A 16629-nucleotide genomic window follows, 5' to 3' on the forward strand; every position below is an offset into this window, starting at 1 on the left:
TTTTCTCGTCTTGCTTGCTAGGCGCCCTGGTCTGCGAAGTAGCGTTTCATGGCGTCAATCACCAAAGTCGGATGACTCATGTGCGCGCAGTGGCCCGTCGCTTCAATGACTTTGAGGGTGCTGCCCTTCAGGTGTTCGTGCAAATAGTCGCCAACCCGGAGGGGGGCCAGGGCATCGATTTGGTGCTGCAAAATTAAACATGGCCGTGATACGTGCTCCAAGTCCGCCCTGTTGTCTGAGAATAAAGCGGCTTGCGCAAAAATTTTTGCGATGACCGGGTCGGTTGAGCAGAAGCTCTCCGAGAGTTCGCCAGTCAACGGGCTTTCGCCTGGAGCGCCAGAAACAACGGGTGCCAAGTAGTTGGCCCAACCAATGTAGTTTTGCTCCATCAACGCCAGCAATCCTTCCAGGTCTTCACGCTCGAATCCGCCAAGGTAGTCAGGTGGGTCGTTGAGGAAGCAGGGTGTGGGTCCAACCAACACCAAGCGTTCAATCAATTCAGGTCGGGCAATGGAGGCAAGCAAGCCTATGCTGCTGCTGACAGAATGCCCCACAAACGTGACGCCGCTGCGCAGGTCAAGTGCGTCGCATACATCAATAATGTCTTGCGCATAGCCGTGGAGGTCAGCGTAGCGCTCTGGGTTAAAGGAAGCCAAGTCAGATTTTCCAGAGCCCACGTAGTCAAACAGCACTTGTCGGTGCGTACCCTCAAAGGCTGGCGTGATACGGTTCCACATGGCTTGATTGCACCCGAAGCCATGGGCGTACAGCAGGACTGGGCCGGTATCGCCCAAAACGTGTACGTTGTTGCGCTCAAGGGTATTCATTCGGCACTTCTGGTGGAAAAGTATTGATGATTTGGGCCTGATCAAGACCATGCAGTGCTGAAGATGATGCGTCCCAGAAGTTGGTCCAGGCTCCGTGAGCCTGAACTCTTTCCTGGCTAATTCAAAATCGCAACCCCTTTGATTTGCGCAACAACGCTTTTGCCCGGCGAGAGGTCGAGAAGTCGGGCAGATCTCAGGGTCACCCGAGCCAGCAGGGTGACACCGCCCGCGTCCAGAGCCACCATCGTTTGTCCGGGGCTGTCCGGTGACAGCGCCATGACGGTGGCTTTGATCCGGTTCAGGATGCTGGTGCCCGTTTGCTCGGTGAGTGTCAGGCTCACATCACGCGCCTGAACGCGAATTCGCAAACGCTGGCCAATTTCTTTACTCTGCATGGGAATCGTCAACAGGCCGCCCGGGAATCGGGTTGTGCTCAGGTGGTCGCTCGTGTCATGGCCAGTAACTTGGACCGTGATCACTGCACCTGCGGTGTCGCCATGGGCGAGGGTGCAATCCAGCCGGGTCAATACCTCGTCCGTAGGGCCGTTGGCTGTGACACGGCCTGCGTCCAGCAATACCAGGTGGTCGGCTAGCCGGGCGACCTCGTCAATGGAGTGGCTGACGTAGATGATGGGAATGCCCAACTCGCCGGGCAGTCTTGCCAGGTAGGGCAAAATTTCTGACTTGCGGGCCGCATCAAGTGCAGCCAATGGCTCATCCATCAGCAGCAGTTGAGGGCTGGTTGCCAAAGCGCGGGCGATGGCGACGCGCTGACGCTCTCCGCCTGACAACTCATGTGGCCAGCGCGACAGCAAATAGGTGATGCCCAGAAGGTCTAGCAAGTGGTCCCAGCGGTGTTGCTGGTCTTGCCTTGGGGTGCGTTTGAAACCGAATTTCAGGTTGTCCTCGACTTGCAAATGCTCAAACAAGCTGGCTTCCTGAAACACGTAGCCCAGTGCCCTTTTGTGGACCGGTCTAAAAAGGCGTTGGGCGCTGTCCTGCCAGGTCACTCCATGCACGCTGACAGAGCCGGTGGCCTGTGGTTCCAGTCCAGCCAGGACGCGTAAGCAGGTGGTTTTCCCCGATCCGGATGCGCCAAACAGGGCGGTGATGCCTTTCGCCGGGAGTGCCAAGTCAATGTCCAGCGAAAACGCTCTGCGTGAGAGCGCCGCCTTGAGTCGAATCACGTCGGAGTGGCCGGTTGCGCTCATGTCGACACTCCTTTGCGCCGGGTGCCGTTGTAGGTAAACAAAGCGAGCAAAACGACAAAGGAGAACCCGAGCATGATGGCTGCCAAACGGTGCGCATCGGCGTATTCCATTGCCTCAACGTGATCATAGATTTGTACCGATACCACCCGGGTCACGCCAGGAATGTTGCCGCCCACCATCAGTACCACTCCAAACTCTCCCACCGTATGAGCAAAACTCATGATGACGCCGGAAATCAGTCCCGGTTTGCAGAGTGGCAAAACCACGCTGAAAAAAGTGTCCAGTGGCGATGCTCGCAATGTGGCTGCCACCTCAAGGGGCCGGTCCCCCAAGGCTTCCATTGCGGTTTGGATGGGTTGCACCATGAAAGGCAGGGAATAGAAGACGGAGGCGACTACCAAGCCTGAAAACGAAAACGGCAACAAACCCAGGCCCAGTGATTGGGTCCACTGCCCCACTGGGCCTTGTGGTCCCATTAGCACCAGCAAATAGAAACCCAACACCGACGGTGGCAGCACGATGGGCAAGGCCACGATGGCACTCAAGGGGCGCTTCATCCATGACTTGGTGCGGGCCAGCCACCAGGCCAGCGGCGTACCGACGATCAGCAAAATGAGAGTAGTCAGTGCAGCCACACGCAAGGTGAGGCCAATGGCTTGCAAGTCGGCGCTGGTGAGCATCGTTGACAGACGTAGCCGAGGTTATGGCGCGTAGCCGTAGCTGCGAATCAGGTCTTTGCTGGCCTGGGTTTTAAGCAGGGCCATCAGCGCCTGGGCAGCCGGGTTGTTGGCACCACGCTTGAGTAGCACCGCATCCTGCGCGATGGGGTTGTAAAGTGGTTGGGGGATTTCCCACATGGAGCCTGATTTGAGCTGACCACCTTCCAGCACCTGAGACATGGCCACAAAGCCCAACTCGGCATTGCCGGTGAAGACGAAGCTGAAGGTCTGACCAATGCTTTCGCCTTGAACCAGTTTGGGTGCCAAAAGGGTTTGCAGTCCCAGGTTTTCCATGACCTGCACGGCGGCAGCGCCATAAGGGGCAACCTTTGGCGCGGCGTAGGCCAGCTTGCGAAACTTCCCTTGGCGCAAAACGTCGCCTTTGCCGTCTACCAAGACTGGATCGGCTGACCAGAGTACCAAGCGCCCTGTGGCGTAGGTGAATCGGCTGCCTGGCTGTGCAAAGCCATCCAACTCAAGGGCAGCCGGGGTCTCGGCATTGGCCGCCAGCAAGGCATCAAACGGCGCACCATTTTTGATTTGAGCGAAAAATTTTCCGGTTGCGCCTAGCGTGACTTTGATCTGGTGCCCGGTGGTTTTTTCCAAGGAGATGGCAAGTGCTTTGATGGGCTCGGCGAAGTTGGAAGCAACGGCCACATGAGCGACCTCGGCATGGGTGCTGCCGGCACTGAGAAGTACCGCCGCAATGGCAATGGCACCGGCTTTGGAGAGTTTCGTCAGTACGGTCATGGGTGGTCCGGCTACCAAGTCACCTCAATGCTCAGCGGTTTGTGAGGGTCAATTGACTCGCAGAATAGGAACGTGAATAGACGAAAGTGTAGTGGAATGATCGTCCTCGCCACGTCGATTCGGATGGGGCCCGGTGCTGTCTGGCCTAGCGGGGTTGAATTTTTTGCCCAATCTTTCTGTAAACTGTGGCGCGGCTGATGCCCAGTGCGCGTGCGGCAGCCGTCACGTTGCCGCGAGCTTGCTCGACCGCTTTATGAATCAGGGCGGTTTCGATGTCTTTGAGAGGGCGTTGCTGGGCAACCATGGGTCGGACCGCCCCTGCGGTCTGACGTTCTTCGTAACGGCGTTCCACAGGGAGTGCTTGAAGGCGCAGACCACTCCACAAGGGGATTTCAATGCCGGGGTCACTACGGCGCACGGCATCAAACAAAAATTCGGCCGGCACACCAAACAATTCGCTGACATGGACCGCGCCAAGATTGGGCGTGGTCAGGTTCGGCACCATTTGCCGAGCGATGGTATTGGCCCCCATGACCATTCCATCGGTATCAAGGCACAGCATGCCATCGCCGTCGCTGCCCATCGTGTTTCCGGGCCAATTCAGGCGAATCATCAGGCTGTGCGTCTTCGAAAGTAAGAGCGCGTTTTCAATCTTGCTGGCGCATTGGGCCACCAGGTGTTTGAGTTCGGGCCGTTCCACCGCATCAATACCAGTCACATCCAGCATGCCAACACAGGCGCCGTTGGGGCCAAACAAGGGGGCGCCCGCACAGCTGTAGTGAGATGTTTCGTTAAAAAAATGTTCGCCCCGGTGCAGCCAGACGGGTTGGTGTTCAGCCAACGCCGAGCCAATGGCGTTGGTACCAATTTTGGATTCTGACAAATCGACGCCAATGCGGGTAATGAGACTGGCGCGACGGTCCGAGCGGTCAATTTGGCCGTTGACATCAACGACCACGCCGTTGGCATTGGTCAGAATGGCGAAGTAGTCGGTCCCTGAAATGGCTTGCCCCAGCTTTTCCAGCAATGGGCGAGCGGTCTGCACCAACTGACGGTTGGCGTCCATGGTGCGGTGCATCTCGGCTTGCGACAGCAGGTCGAAATGAACCGCCTCGCCGGGCTGAAACCCGAAGCTAAGACAGCGCTGCCATGAGCGCTGCACCCACGGCGATAGTCCGTTGACGGTTAGTGCTTCTCGCTCTTGAATCACGATGCGACGCGCGTGATCGATGGCCGCTAGTCGGAGATCAGTGGTGGGGCTGTTCGGAGCAGGTCTCATGGTAGTCGCGCATTCTTCCACGATCCGGCGTGGTTGGCGAGCCTTGCCGCCACTTAAGCCCTGATTGTTTCAATTTGAGAAATTCCGCTGGAATAGAGGCTGTAACAAGGGTTGTCCCTAGGCGCAGTGTTTCACGGGGCCACAACAATAGCTATAAAACCCAGTTCATAAGCATGGCATTTCATATCTGGTGTGCCACAACTTGAGGAGTAGCGCATGCAAAAAGTGTTGCATATCAATGCAGACAAGTGCACCGGTTGTTTACAGTGTGAGATGGCCTGTTCCTTTGAGAATTACGGCACATTCGCCACAGCGAAATCCCGAATTAAGGTGTTTGACTTTCACCACACGGGAAAAAAAGTGCCTTATACCTGCACCCAGTGCGACGAGGCGTGGTGCTTGCACGCATGTCCGGTAGAAGCCATTACTGTGGACAAGCTTACCGGCGCCAAGGTCGTGAATGAGTCCACCTGCGTGGGCTGCAAGGTGTGCACCATTGCCTGTCCATTTGGCACCATCAATTACGTTCAAGAAACCGGCAAGGTCCAGAAGTGTGACCTTTGCGGGGGCGAACCAGCCTGCGCGGAAGCGTGCCCCACCGGCGCCATCACTTTCATCGACGCCAACTGGACAGGGCTGGGCAAGATGGCTCAATGGGCGGAAAAATTGGGCAACCAGCCTTCGGCTGCGTAACAGATCAACCAGCCCCCGGGCTGTTTAAGGAGCATCACCATGGCATGGGCAGGAAAAATTCTTCGTGTTGACTTGAGCGCAGGGACGGTTAAATCCGAGCCACTCAATATGGATTGGGCTCATGCCTATCTCGGCTCCCGTGGGCTGGGCTCCAAGTATCTGGTGGAGGAGGTGGATGCAACGGTGGATCCCTTGTCTCCGGCGAACAAAATCATCTGGTCGACTGGCCCGTTGACTGGGACGATGGCTTCCACCGGAGGTCGTTACACGGTCATCACCAAGAGCCCGTTGACTGGCGCCATCGCCTGTTCCAACTCGGGTGGCTATTGGGGCGCCGAATTCAAAATGGCTGGGTGGGACATGGTCATTTTTGAAGGCAAGAGCGAGAAGCCGGTATACCTTTACGTGAATGATGACGTTGCGGAGTTGCGTGACGCGGCTCACTTGTGGGGAAAGAGTGTTTGGCAAACCGAGGAAATGCTCAAAAAATCCTTGCAAGATCCGCTGACCCGCGTTTCCAGTATCGGCAAGGCCGGCGAGAACAGAGTGCTTTACGCTGCCGTGGTCAATGATTTGCACCGTGCCGCCGGTCGTTCGGGTGTTGGCACTGTCATGGGCAGCAAAAATCTGAAGGCCATCGCAGTGCGCGGGACCAAGGGTGTGGGCAACCTCCACAATCCCAAAGAGTTTATGAAGGTGGTTGCCGAGAAAAAGAAAATTCTTGCCGACAACGCCGTCACAGGACAAGGTCTGCCTGCCTACGGCACACAGGTCTTGATGAACGTGATCAATGAGATGGGCGCCTTGCCAACGCGTAACCATCGAGACAATGCTTTTGAGAGTGCCAAAGACATTTCAGCGGAAGCCATGGCCACTCCACGCAAGACGGACGGCAAAAAGCAGTTGGTCACCAACCAGGCTTGTTTCGGTTGCACCATTGCTTGCGGGCGCATCAGCAAGATGGATGAGAGTCACTTCACCGTCGCCAATAAACCTCAATATTGGGGTGCTTCTGGCGGTTTGGAATACGAAGCGGCATGGGCTTTGGGCGCGGCCAATGGGGTGAAGGACCTGGAAGCTCTGCAATACGCCAGCATGCTGTGCAACGAGGAGGGCATTGACCCCATCAGCTTTGGCGCCACGGTAGGCGCTGTCATGGAGCTTTATGAAATGGGCGTGCTGACCAAGGAGATAGTCGGCATCGAGGCCCCTTTTGGCTCTGCGCAGGCACTGGCATTTTTGACCGAGGAGACGATCTACGGTCGCGGTTTTGGTGTTGAAATTGGGCAAGGCTCTAAACGCCTGACCGCCAAATACGGTCACCCGGATCTGAGCATGACCAGCAAGGGCCAGGAGTTTCCAGCCTACGACGGTCGGGCCATTCAAGGCATTGGCCTGGCCTATGCCACCTCCAATCGCGGGGGCTGCCATTTGCGTGGCTATACCATCGCCTCCGAGGTGTTGGGTATCCCGGTCAAAACAGACCCGATTGAGCATGAAGGAAAACCCGAGTTGGTCAAAGCATTTCAGGATGCCACGGCCGCGTTTGACTCATCTGGTTTGTGCGTGTTCACTACGTTCGCCTGGGGACTGGCTGATTTGGCCCCCCAAATTTCTGCAGCCTGTGGAGATCAGTACACCACCGAGGAGTTGGAGAAGATCGGGGAGCGAATTTGGAACATGGAGCGGGAATTTAACAACCGGGCGGGGTTCACCGCCAAGGATGACAGCCTGCCCAAGCGCTTGTTGACAGAGGCCTGCAAAACTGGTCCGTCCAAAGGGAAAATCAGCATGCTGGCGGAGATGATGCCCAAGTACTATGCTGTTCGCGGTTGGGACAGCGAAGGTCGTCCAACCGCCGACACCCGCTCCAGACTAGGTTTGTCTTAACCCTAAGGCCGCTGGATGGGCTTAGGCGCCAGTCACCGATGACCCTGATCCAAAGAGCGAGATCCTCGGTCACTGATGGGCGCTTTTCTGATTCAGCGAATCTTCAAAAAAAGGGCCTTGGCTCTTCCTCCATCAAAAGAGAATCACCATGACCCATCACGTTATTTTGGGCGCTGGTCCGGCCGGCGTCATTGCCGCAGAAACCATTCGCAAGCACTCGCCATCAGACGCCATTACTTTGGTCGGCGACGAGCGCGAGCCACCTTACTCGCGCATGGCCATTCCTTACCTACTGATTGGCAATGTGCAAGAGAGCGGTACCTACCTGCGAAAGAGTCCCACACACCTTCAGGATTTGGGTGTGAAATTGATCAAGGGCAAGGCCAAGTCGGTAGACGCTGCTTCTAAAAATATAGCGTTGGAGGGCGGAGAGATATTGAGTTTTGACACACTTCTGATTGCGACCGGATCTCATCCAATTCGACCACCCATCCCAGGCATTGACGCAGTAGGTGTTCACTCATGTTGGACACTGGAGGATGCAAGGGCCATTCAATCGTTGGCCACCAAAGGGGCACGGGTTCTGCAATTGGGAGCCGGTTTCATCGGCTGCATCATCATGGAATCATTAGCTGCACGGGGTGTGAAGCTGAGCGTCGTGGAAATGGGCGACCGCATGGTGCCGCGCATGATGGGGCCTACGGCTGGCGGCATGATTCGAGACTGGTGTGAGGAAAAAGGCGTGGAAGTGTTTACTGGCACACGAGTAGAGGCCATTGAGCCCGGCAATCCACTGAAGGTACGTTTGAGCAATGGGCAAACCGTGGAGGCCGACCTAGTGATTAGCGCAGCCGGGGTGCGACCCGCTATTGGATTTTTGGAGAATTCCGGGATCACATCTTTGCTTGGCGTGCTGACTGATGAGCATCTTGAGACGAATGTTCCCGGAGTTTTTGCGGCTGGCGATTGCGCCGAGGCCTTTGACAAAGTGAGTGGCAAGACCATCGTCAGCGCTATTCAGCCCAATGCCGCTGAGCAAGCCCGCGTGGCCGCGCTCAATATGCTCGCCTTTGCCCGGGGCAATGCGCCTCTCGCCGAATTGAAAGGTGTGACGCAAATCAACGTGCTGGACACCTTGGGACTGATCTCGACGAGTTTTGGCGACTGGGAAGGCCGTCCTGGTGGCGAGCATGTCGAATTAACCGACACCGCCGCCCGCAAGCACCTCAGCTTGCAGTTTCAGGGCGATGTGTTGGTAGGTTGCAATAGCGTGGGCTGGACTGAACATGTGGGCGTCATGCGTGGATTGGTCGAAGGGCAGGTCAAGCTTGGCGCTTGGAAGGACACGCTGATGCAAGACCCAACCCAGTTAGTGGCAGCCTATCTCGCCTCAGCGCAAGGGCAAAGCGCGTGGTCGGGCGCGCAGGATGAGCGTCGGCGATAAGTATTTCCGATGAAAATTACATTCAAGCTTTTCGCGTCGCTCACCGACTATTTGCCCCACGACGCCCGATATACCAATGTGGTCGAGCTGGACGTCGCGCCTGAGTCCGCCATCAGTCAAATCATTGAACCCTTTGGTTTGCCAGAAAAAATGGTGCATTTGGTGTTGGTCAATGGCAAATACATTGAGCCCGACAAGCGCCTGACTCACACTCTGGAGAAGGGCGATGTGCTCGCCATCTGGCCGCCTATCGCGGGGGGGTGATGCAGTCTTTTTACGAAGAACGATTTGAGCGAGAGATGGGGTGCACCGAAGCGGAGTGGCTGGGTTGGTTGCCGAACGCCATTGGCGACCACCACTGGAAGCTACAAACGCATTCAGCCGGTGTCCGTATTGGTGACGGCGCCTTGGGCCTGACATGGCGCGTCGAGTCGCCCCGCGTCATTGCGCTGATGCGAATCCCCCGCCTGATCGTGAGTTTTCGCTTTGCTGGTTTAGATGAGGTCCAGCGCTATAGATTCATGAAGCGCTTTGATTTGTACATGCAGAGGGGCGGCGGTTGATCAGAAGTTGACAGATCAACCAGCCCCATCCCAAAGAAAAAGTCCCCCGAGTATTGCTACTTGGAAGACTTTTCATGCGCTGGGGTCAATTGAAAGATGCCTTGTAACCCGCATGTATGCTACGTTTTATACAGTCACACAGTGCGTTATTCCCCGGTTCTACCTGTGATACCCCACGACTACTGCCTTGGCTTGACCGGACAATTTGATAGTTACCGAGCGGCATTGCGTTCGAAAAAAATGTACCCGTTGTAGCACTGGTAGTTGATCTGAGTGTCTTGCATGCATGCTCAGGTCTCGACACTCACCAAAACTGACCCACCTGCGCTCACGACAATCTGCCCCATTGTTCGAACGTGCCAACGACCTCGGAACGGGGTCAAGGGCGGGCCTGCCATAGGCAGCACGGCGAAGCGAACCCTTGATGCCGTGCAGAGGCCAACACAATCGAAAATGGCCGAGGGTGCGGCATTTGACGCCCTTAGCCATGATGAGCAAAGACACATCACCGACACCAACTCCGGTGGATCAGTTCAAGTGAGCGTAAGTGCCAAAGCCATACGAGTAATGCTGGCCCTGCCATGTGCTGCAAGGCTAGTTGGTGGGATAGATCAATGGTGTGCTGCTGATGGTGGTTTCCGTCACGTTACCAACCCGTGATCACGGGGGGGGGTAGTGCAGTCATTTCGGTGATGAAACTTGGTATTGATAGCGGACACAGAGGAAGAAAAGTTCAAAAACCCGAATTTCAACCAGTGCAAAGCAAGTTGCAGTGGGTAGCACTGGATTCGCATTTCATGCTAAGTGACTTTGAGTTCCGGTCAGGGCTCAACCAGCCAAATATGCCTCTGCCGACGTGGTCTACTTGCGCCCATTTACTGAGACCTAACTGGATGCTCCCTGTTTCCCGATCTGTCCTGGCGGCACTGGCCTTCATCTTCACCACGCACAGCCAGGCAGCCACCGACTTTGCCGAATGCCCCCAGTTCTTTGCGAACAACAAGCCACCCATCATGACGCCCCGCCCGATGCTCAGAGCCCTGTGTTACGACGCCTTTGCGATTCTTCACTCAGGAGAAAGAAAAACCGCTGTCTACGTGGCTCAGAAGCTCAACCGGGCATCCGTAGCGGACGCTGATGAGAAGCGCAAAGATAAGTTTTTCTCAGATGCCCGGCTGAGGTCAGCGGAGCGGGCGAACCTATCGGATTACAAGGGCAGCGGCTGGTCAAGAGGTCACATGGCTCCTGCGGCAGACATGCCCACGGCCAGAGCCATGGCACAAAGTTTTAGCCTCGCCAATATGGTGCCCCAGGCGCAGAAGCACAACGGCGGCGCGTGGGCCAAATCAGTGGAAGCGGCAACCCGCAAATACGCAGGACGTGCCACGGGGGATGTGTATGTCATCACCGGCCCTGCTTACTCGCCAAGCATTAAGGAAAGCGCAGGTATTGGGGCGGGTCAGGTGCGGGTGCCCAAATACCTATTTAAGCTGCTGTGTGACCAGGACACCAACCGGGCCTGGGCACACTGGCACCTCAATGACGATGCGACACGTGGATCGCGGCCGATCAGTTACGGTGAGTTGGTCAAACGCACTGGCGTCAATTTCTTGCCGGGGCTTGTGCCGCTTGAATGATTGTCCGTAACGTGCCACTGATTTCCCTCATCGCCGCCCCTTGATAATTCGCTGATTAACTCTGGATCCAGGACGTCCGAAGAATTTGAGCGCCAGCATGGGACGCACCCTGGTAACCCTGTCATCGGGCATTCCAAAAGAGTGTGATCAACCAAGGTGAGTGGCCAATAATCACACTTCGCGATGGGCGGGATCAGGTGAAATTTCTGCCGATCTGTCGAGAACCAATAGCGTTCCGCGCCAAGTTGAGTGAACGCTCGCTTGAGAACGATTTCTACAGCCGCTTTGCAGCGTTTGCGGGTACTGGCGAATGGCAGCATTCTGGAACTCCAACGTATAGCCACTTAGAAGTCGTTGGTAAACTTCAAATCTGCGTAGAGTAGAGATATGGCAGGGTAGATTCCATCATGAAGCATTTCCGTTGGCCGACTCGTAGCTACGAGCCGGTGCCTTTTGTTGCCCAAGTCTGCAACCCCCGTTTCCACATCCCCCACTTCAAACCGGACGTGCAGATTTCCCGCATCCGGCTTTCGGACAAGACTTCACTCCTTCGCCCACGTCAGTTCAAGCCCCCTCACCGTCAGACGTATGAGCCCGAAGTACCCGTACATGTGCGAGAGTGGATATCTGCTTGTCAATGTCGCCGCCAGATCCGTCTATAAATAACTCGACGACATTGACTTTTGAAACCGTTGCCGACGCCACAAACACTGATTCGGGCTTTTTCTGCTTTGCTGCTTTCAATACGCGAGGTGGTGTCGAGTACCACCGCGTGGGCTTCAGAGATCAGAAAACGGTGGGGCGTTTTGAAAAACGAAGGTGCTGGCTGCGGAAAACAAAAAAGCGCCCGACTTGGGCGCTTTAGTTTTAAACAAGCAGCATTAGATTGCAGCTTGTTTATTGCGACGGCGCTTAGTTGCGACCAATCCGACCAGTGCGATACCAACGAGTGCGAGGCTTTCCGGCTCAGGAACCGATGTAAAAGTCAGTGTTCCACCAACACTACCTGTACTATCAAAGTTTGACGCTGTAGCCACGAATCCCCACTGATCGCCCTCCGTCAAGTTTATCGACGTAGCGATTGTCTGATTAGACCCCCCAGTATTCCCACCAATTTCAGTAGAATAACCCGTTGAGAAGTCAGTTATGACCAAACTCGTGAAGGCCCTAAACCAGTTTGCGTATGAATTCCACATCAAATTCAGCGCCAATGTACCTGTGCTGGCAGCAGTTGTCGTGAATGTGTAGGTCTGAATTGGGACGCCTCTATATCCCGGCGACACATAGCTATATGAAAGGTTATTAGAACCCACCGTCGCGGTGGATGTAGCAGCGTCCCCATAGGGGTTGTCTCCTGAGGCAGTGGCGGTCCAAGTTTGGCCTAATGGCATGGCCGAAGCTGCCGCGGCACAAGTCACTAATAGAGTGGCAAGTGCTGCATGGCTAAGAAGTGACGAGATGGATGTAAATGATTTCATTTGTAAAAGTTATAAAATTGATGAATACGCTGCCATTCAGACTCGGTTTAAAAGCAAAATTCGTGCCAAGAAATAAAAGTGATTTGTATCAATAACTTACAAATTATCAGTTTTGTTACTGTAAAAATTCTCGACACTATTTGAGGTGCGCCAACTTCAGATAGTGAGTAACGAAGTAGTAAGCCGCTTGAGGTTGCCGCAACGAAGCCCTTACAAAAGTCGGTAGTCAGCCCATGGCAGGTGCTCGCTTCGATATAGCGTCCACCACAAAGCGGCCCGTCGTCCCCAGAACGCAAATGACTGGACTAAAGCTGGCAGAGTCAAAATCGCTGCACCCGTTTCCAGCCCGTTGGAGCCGTTCACATTCAAAATACTTATGATCGCAACCGCTGCGCTGCCGACCACCAAACGGGAAAACTGATTTTCGTCGCTGGATGACTGGTTCCGAGTTTCTGGTATCCGCGACGAACGGCCGGTTACGGCGAAATCCAAGGTCAGCTTTCGACTTTGCGGCGATTTTCATGCGGTTCCAGTGGAAGTCGGCTATGTGTCTGTTGAAGTCAGCCGCCTAAAATTGGCCCCGTTTTCACTCGACGGGCTCCAGTAGACACATTCCGGTCTTTCACGCGGCACTTTTGTAAGTCGGATATGCCGCGTAACCGGATGGTCGGGGCGAGGCGTTGGGTTGAGCCGATTTCCCACAACCGGTCATTGCCGTCGGGGGTTCAATTTCAACACTTTCCGGGCATCAAAACTCGGAACCGGTCATTCGAGGGTGACGATCAGTTTTCGGCGGTGTCCGTCGGCAGCGCAGCGATTGCGGGCGCTGCCAACAGACTGCTATAAGGTAGCGCCGTCTGCAATTTGATGTTTATTTCTTGTGGCTTCCGTCACAGTGAGGTTTACTGGCGGATGCTTGGCAACCGAAAAAATAAACGTCCTTGCTTTCTGTTGCACTATATTTAACCGGAGTGAACTCGCCACCTTGTGCGATCCATCGCAGAATGGCTGGCTCTTGCTCAACCCGCAGGCGCACCAATAATAGTCTTTGCCTTGCTCCACTTTGGTTGCAAATGGGGTGTCTGAGGCGCGCACCGGTGAATTTTATATTTGTCTAAACATTTTTCTTGTCATGGCGATTGCATGACACGATACTGTGTGTTCCTATTTGAAAGGTACTACATGACATTACGCATCAACGACACGGTCCCCGATTTCAAGGCCGAGACCGACCAGGGCCCGATCCAGTTCCACGACTGGATCGGCGACAGCTGGGCGATCCTGTTCTCGCACCCCAAGGACTTCACGCCCGTGTGCACGACCGAATTCGGCGCCGTCGCCCAGATGGCAGAAGAATGGGCCAAACGCGGCACCAAGGTGATCGGCGTGTCGGTCGATGGAGTCGAGGAGCACAGGAAATGGAAAGGCGACATCGAGCGTTTTTCCGGCGCGAAGGCGGCCTTCCCGATCATCGCCGACATCGGCCTGGCCGTTTCCAAGGCCTTCGACATGTTGCCGGCAGAGGCCTACCTGCCGGACGGCCGCACTCCGGCCGACAGCGCCACGGTGCGCGCGGTGTTCATCATCGGGCCGGACAAGAAGCTGAAGTTGTCCATGACCTACCCGATGACGATCGGTCGCAACTTCGCCGAGGTGTTGCGCGCACTCGATGCGTTGCAACTGACCTTCAACGCGCCGATCGCCACTCCGGCAAACTGGACCGTCGGACAGGACGTGATCGTGGCGATGTCCCTGAACGATGACCAGGCACGCCAGAAGTACGGCAGCATCGACGTCAAGTTGCCGTATCTGCGCACCACGAAGTCGCCCGGCTGACACGGCCCACGACGCCGCACCGTTGGCGTCTGGCTCAGTACAGCTGTTATTCATTCGACCGATGGATCCATCCATCGGTCCATCGCGTCCTATTGTGGGGTACCGTGAAGAAACAAAGTCTCAAGGCACTGTTTGCCAGGCTCGATGCGCGCGACGCCGCGATCCCGCTCGCCGAGCTGCAGGCGGAGCTGGGCAACACCGACCTTGTCAGCGAGGACTTTCAGCGGGTCGTCGCCTTTGGCGACAAGACGTACCGCAGGAACCTGCTGCACGAAGGACCCGCCTACCACGCGCTGGTCATTTGCTGGCGACCCGGCCAGCGCAGCCCGATACACGACCACAGCGGCTCGAGCTGCGCGGTGCAGGTGCTGGGTGGCATCGCCACCGAGACGGCGTTTGCCCAGACCGGGCACGGGCATGTGTTCGCGACAGCCAGCACCGACCACGGGGTCGGCAGCGTGCTCGGATCCTTCGACGCCGATGCGCACCAGATCTCGAACCTGCAGCCTGCGGGACACGACCTGGTCACGCTGCACATCTATTCGCCGCCGCTGCTGCAAATGAAGCGGTTCTCCCTGACGGACGCCCATGTGGAGACGTTCATGGACCCGATCGAACTGTTCCTCGAAGGCGCCGGCATCTAGTAGCGCTGCGTCCGGCGCGCTCCGCGACGCACCGTCGCGCCGCGATGGCACTGGCACGCGCGCGTGCAGGACGATCGATCGGCCATTGGCTCCCCAGGGCCTGCGACGCCGCCCGGCGATTTCCGCTCCGCCCCGATCCTGCTCAGTGATAACCCTCGGATCGATGCGCAGGCCGGGCACTGGCTATATCGAATCTGCGCATCTGGACTTACAGTCGTCCAAGTTATTGTCTGCGTCCCCGGTGGTCAATATTGAATCGGCGTCGACACGCCGACACGCCGAGATCCCGAAGACCTTAATGGATGGTTTCCGCTGCATCGTCACTCTCATCAGGTTTTTGCAACTTATGAGGGTGCTCTGGCTAATGCGAAAGCGGCTGTCGCATGGATGATTGCAGTCACGAGGTGAATTGACCAACCCAGACATCTGTGACCGCTATAAGGCGATCAGTTCGAGAATCTCTATTACCGCTTTGTGTCTTCTGGAGTCAGTGACTTTGCTTCGATCCAGTTATTAAAATTGAATGTCGGATAGGATTTTTGGAATATGAATATTGGCCCATAAATCCAGATTAGCTGTCGCGTCCCGTGAGATCATGTTCCCGTCCGCAGCTGGCCCTTATTCAAAGCTCGCCAGTTGATGCGGGGCGTGATTGCGTCCTTACAAGGAGAGAAGACGTCATGAGTCAAGTCCATCCCTGCGCCCGAACCACCCCTCGCACACGCGCTGAGATAAGGACCTCGCCCGCTGGTGCCAGTGCGCTGGCCGACCGATACAACATCACGCCCGCCACCGCTCGCAAGTGGAAAGAGCGCGAAGATTCAGAGGATCGCTCCCACCGCCCGCGTACGTTGAAGACGACGCTCAGTCCAGCGCAGGAGCAACTTGTTGTCGAGCTTCGGCGCACAGTTCTACTGCCCCTGGACGACCTGCTGGCGATCACCCGCGAGTTCATCAATGCCGCTGTTTCACGCTCAGGCTTGGACCGTTGTTTGCGCCGCCATGGCGTCTCCGATCTGAAAGGCCTGCTGCCACAAGTTGAGGGGGAGCCTGCGCCACTGAAAACCTTCAAGGACTACGAGCCTGGATTCATACACATTGACATCAAGTACCTGCCGCAGATGCCTGATGAGACGAAGAGGCGCTACCTCTTTGTGGCCATTGATCGAGCGACACGGTGGGTCTATTTCCACATTTACAACGACCAGACTGACGTCAGCAGTACCGATTTTTTGTGCCGGTTGAGAAAAGTCTCGCCCATGAGAATTCAAAAGATTCTGACTGACAACGGAAGTCAATTTACCGACCGTTTTACAGCCAAGAGCAAACAAGCCACGGGCAAGCATACGTTCGACATCAGCTGTGCCGAGATGGGTATCGTGCATCGCCTGTCGCCCCCACGCCATCCGCAAACCAATGGCATGGTGGAGCGCTTCAATGGGCGCATCAGCGGCTGAGCTGGAGGCGACTCTGACGCTCTATTTAAAGACCTACAACCACCATATCCCGCAGCGGGCTTTGAAGCACCAAGAACCTATTCAAGCTTTGCAGAAATGGCGCGCAGAAAAACCTGATTTGTTTGTCAAGCGAGTTTATGAACAGGCGGGACTTGACAATTAGCCACACAGTTACCTTATCGGCTGTATATCGCTAAGAAT

Annotated in this window: 16 protein-coding genes and 1 pseudogene; 10 read left to right on the forward strand and 7 right to left on the reverse strand. The window is 55.8% G+C overall.

Translation table 11 applies throughout. The features are described 5' to 3' along the window. Positions 1-17: 17 nt before the first annotated feature. The 5 genes from J8G15_RS00435 to J8G15_RS00455 all read right to left on the reverse strand — a co-directional run bounded on the left by J8G15_RS00435 (position 18) and on the right by J8G15_RS00455 (position 4786). The gene (locus J8G15_RS00435; RefSeq protein ID WP_210545174.1) at positions 18-827 is read right to left on the reverse strand and encodes an alpha/beta fold hydrolase; all 810 of its coding nucleotides are present in this window, start codon (positions 825-827) and stop codon (positions 18-20) included. A gap of 116 nt (positions 828-943) precedes the next feature. Further along, complete coding sequence (gene modC, locus J8G15_RS00440; protein ID WP_210545176.1) at positions 944-2038, reverse strand: molybdenum ABC transporter ATP-binding protein; 1095 nt, start codon at positions 2036-2038, stop codon at positions 944-946. After that, positions 2035-2718: a molybdate ABC transporter permease subunit gene (modB, locus tag J8G15_RS00445; RefSeq protein ID WP_210545178.1), complete on the reverse strand. Its 684-nt coding sequence runs from the start codon at positions 2716-2718 to the stop codon at positions 2035-2037. Before modB ends, modC begins: the two co-directional genes overlap by 4 nt. Before the next feature lie 21 nt (positions 2719-2739). Further along, positions 2740-3507 carry a molybdate ABC transporter substrate-binding protein gene (gene modA / locus J8G15_RS00450; RefSeq protein ID WP_210545179.1) on the reverse strand — a complete coding sequence of 256 codons (768 nt, stop codon included), beginning with the start codon at positions 3505-3507 and terminating at the stop codon, positions 2740-2742. A 145-nt stretch (positions 3508-3652) separates the two neighbouring features. Beyond that, a complete protein-coding gene (locus tag J8G15_RS00455; protein WP_210545181.1) occupies positions 3653-4786 on the reverse strand; it encodes a helix-turn-helix domain-containing protein in 1134 nt (377 codons plus the stop codon). A 216-nt stretch (positions 4787-5002) separates the two neighbouring features. On the opposite strand from J8G15_RS00455, the gene J8G15_RS00460 reads away from it, so the two are divergent. The 6 genes from J8G15_RS00460 to J8G15_RS00485 all read left to right on the forward strand — a co-directional run bounded on the left by J8G15_RS00460 (position 5003) and on the right by J8G15_RS00485 (position 11013). After that, on the forward strand, positions 5003-5479 hold the full coding sequence (locus J8G15_RS00460) for a 4Fe-4S dicluster domain-containing protein (RefSeq protein WP_210545183.1): 477 nt from the start codon (positions 5003-5005) through the stop codon (positions 5477-5479). A gap of 39 nt (positions 5480-5518) precedes the next feature. Then, positions 5519-7369 carry an aldehyde ferredoxin oxidoreductase family protein gene (locus J8G15_RS00465; RefSeq protein ID WP_210545186.1) on the forward strand — a complete coding sequence of 617 codons (1851 nt, stop codon included), beginning with the start codon at positions 5519-5521 and terminating at the stop codon, positions 7367-7369. 148 nt (positions 7370-7517) lie between these two features. Beyond that, positions 7518-8813: an NAD(P)/FAD-dependent oxidoreductase gene (locus J8G15_RS00470; protein ID WP_210545188.1), complete on the forward strand. Its 1296-nt coding sequence runs from the start codon at positions 7518-7520 to the stop codon at positions 8811-8813. Positions 8814-8822: 9 nt separating this feature from the next. Beyond that, complete coding sequence (locus tag J8G15_RS00475) at positions 8823-9077, forward strand: MoaD/ThiS family protein (protein ID WP_210545190.1); 255 nt, start codon at positions 8823-8825, stop codon at positions 9075-9077. Further along, positions 9077-9376 (forward strand): hypothetical protein, encoded by a 300-nt coding sequence (locus J8G15_RS00480; RefSeq protein ID WP_210545192.1) that lies wholly within the window; start codon positions 9077-9079, stop codon positions 9374-9376. The genes J8G15_RS00475 and J8G15_RS00480 overlap by 1 nt, the downstream gene beginning before the upstream one ends. Before the next feature lie 893 nt (positions 9377-10269). Beyond that, the gene (locus J8G15_RS00485; RefSeq protein ID WP_210545194.1) at positions 10270-11013 is read left to right on the forward strand and encodes a DNA/RNA non-specific endonuclease; all 744 of its coding nucleotides are present in this window, start codon (positions 10270-10272) and stop codon (positions 11011-11013) included. A gap of 881 nt (positions 11014-11894) precedes the next feature. On the opposite strand, the gene J8G15_RS21955 is transcribed toward J8G15_RS00485, so the two are convergent. Then, complete coding sequence (locus tag J8G15_RS21955; protein ID WP_370627560.1) at positions 11895-12050, reverse strand: PEP-CTERM sorting domain-containing protein; 156 nt, start codon at positions 12048-12050, stop codon at positions 11895-11897. Between the two features lie 352 nt (positions 12051-12402). Here J8G15_RS21955 and J8G15_RS21325 point away from each other — a divergent pair, with 352 nt between their 5' ends. Further along, complete coding sequence (locus tag J8G15_RS21325; protein WP_240538400.1) at positions 12403-12567, forward strand: hypothetical protein; 165 nt, start codon at positions 12403-12405, stop codon at positions 12565-12567. A 764-nt stretch (positions 12568-13331) separates the two neighbouring features. Here the strand turns inward: J8G15_RS21325 and J8G15_RS00495 are convergent. Next, positions 13332-13586: a CDGSH iron-sulfur domain-containing protein gene (locus tag J8G15_RS00495; RefSeq protein ID WP_370627458.1), complete on the reverse strand. Its 255-nt coding sequence runs from the start codon at positions 13584-13586 to the stop codon at positions 13332-13334. A gap of 87 nt (positions 13587-13673) precedes the next feature. On the opposite strand from J8G15_RS00495, the gene J8G15_RS00500 reads away from it, so the two are divergent. The 3 genes and pseudogenes from J8G15_RS00500 (at position 13674) to J8G15_RS00510 (ending at position 16591) form a co-directional block, all read left to right on the forward strand. After that, entirely contained in the window at positions 13674-14327 is a 654-nt protein-coding gene (locus J8G15_RS00500) for a peroxiredoxin (RefSeq protein ID WP_210545197.1), read from the forward strand. Positions 14328-14431: 104 nt separating this feature from the next. Next, positions 14432-14971: a cysteine dioxygenase family protein gene (locus tag J8G15_RS00505; RefSeq protein ID WP_210545199.1), complete on the forward strand. Its 540-nt coding sequence runs from the start codon at positions 14432-14434 to the stop codon at positions 14969-14971. Positions 14972-15651: 680 nt separating this feature from the next. Further along, a pseudogene (locus J8G15_RS00510) lies at positions 15652-16591 on the forward strand (IS481 family transposase). Positions 16592-16629 lie beyond the last annotated feature (38 nt).

It is taken from the genome of Rhodoferax sp. PAMC 29310 (assembly GCF_017948265.1).
Classification (GTDB): Bacteria; Pseudomonadota; Gammaproteobacteria; order Burkholderiales; family Burkholderiaceae_C; genus Rhodoferax.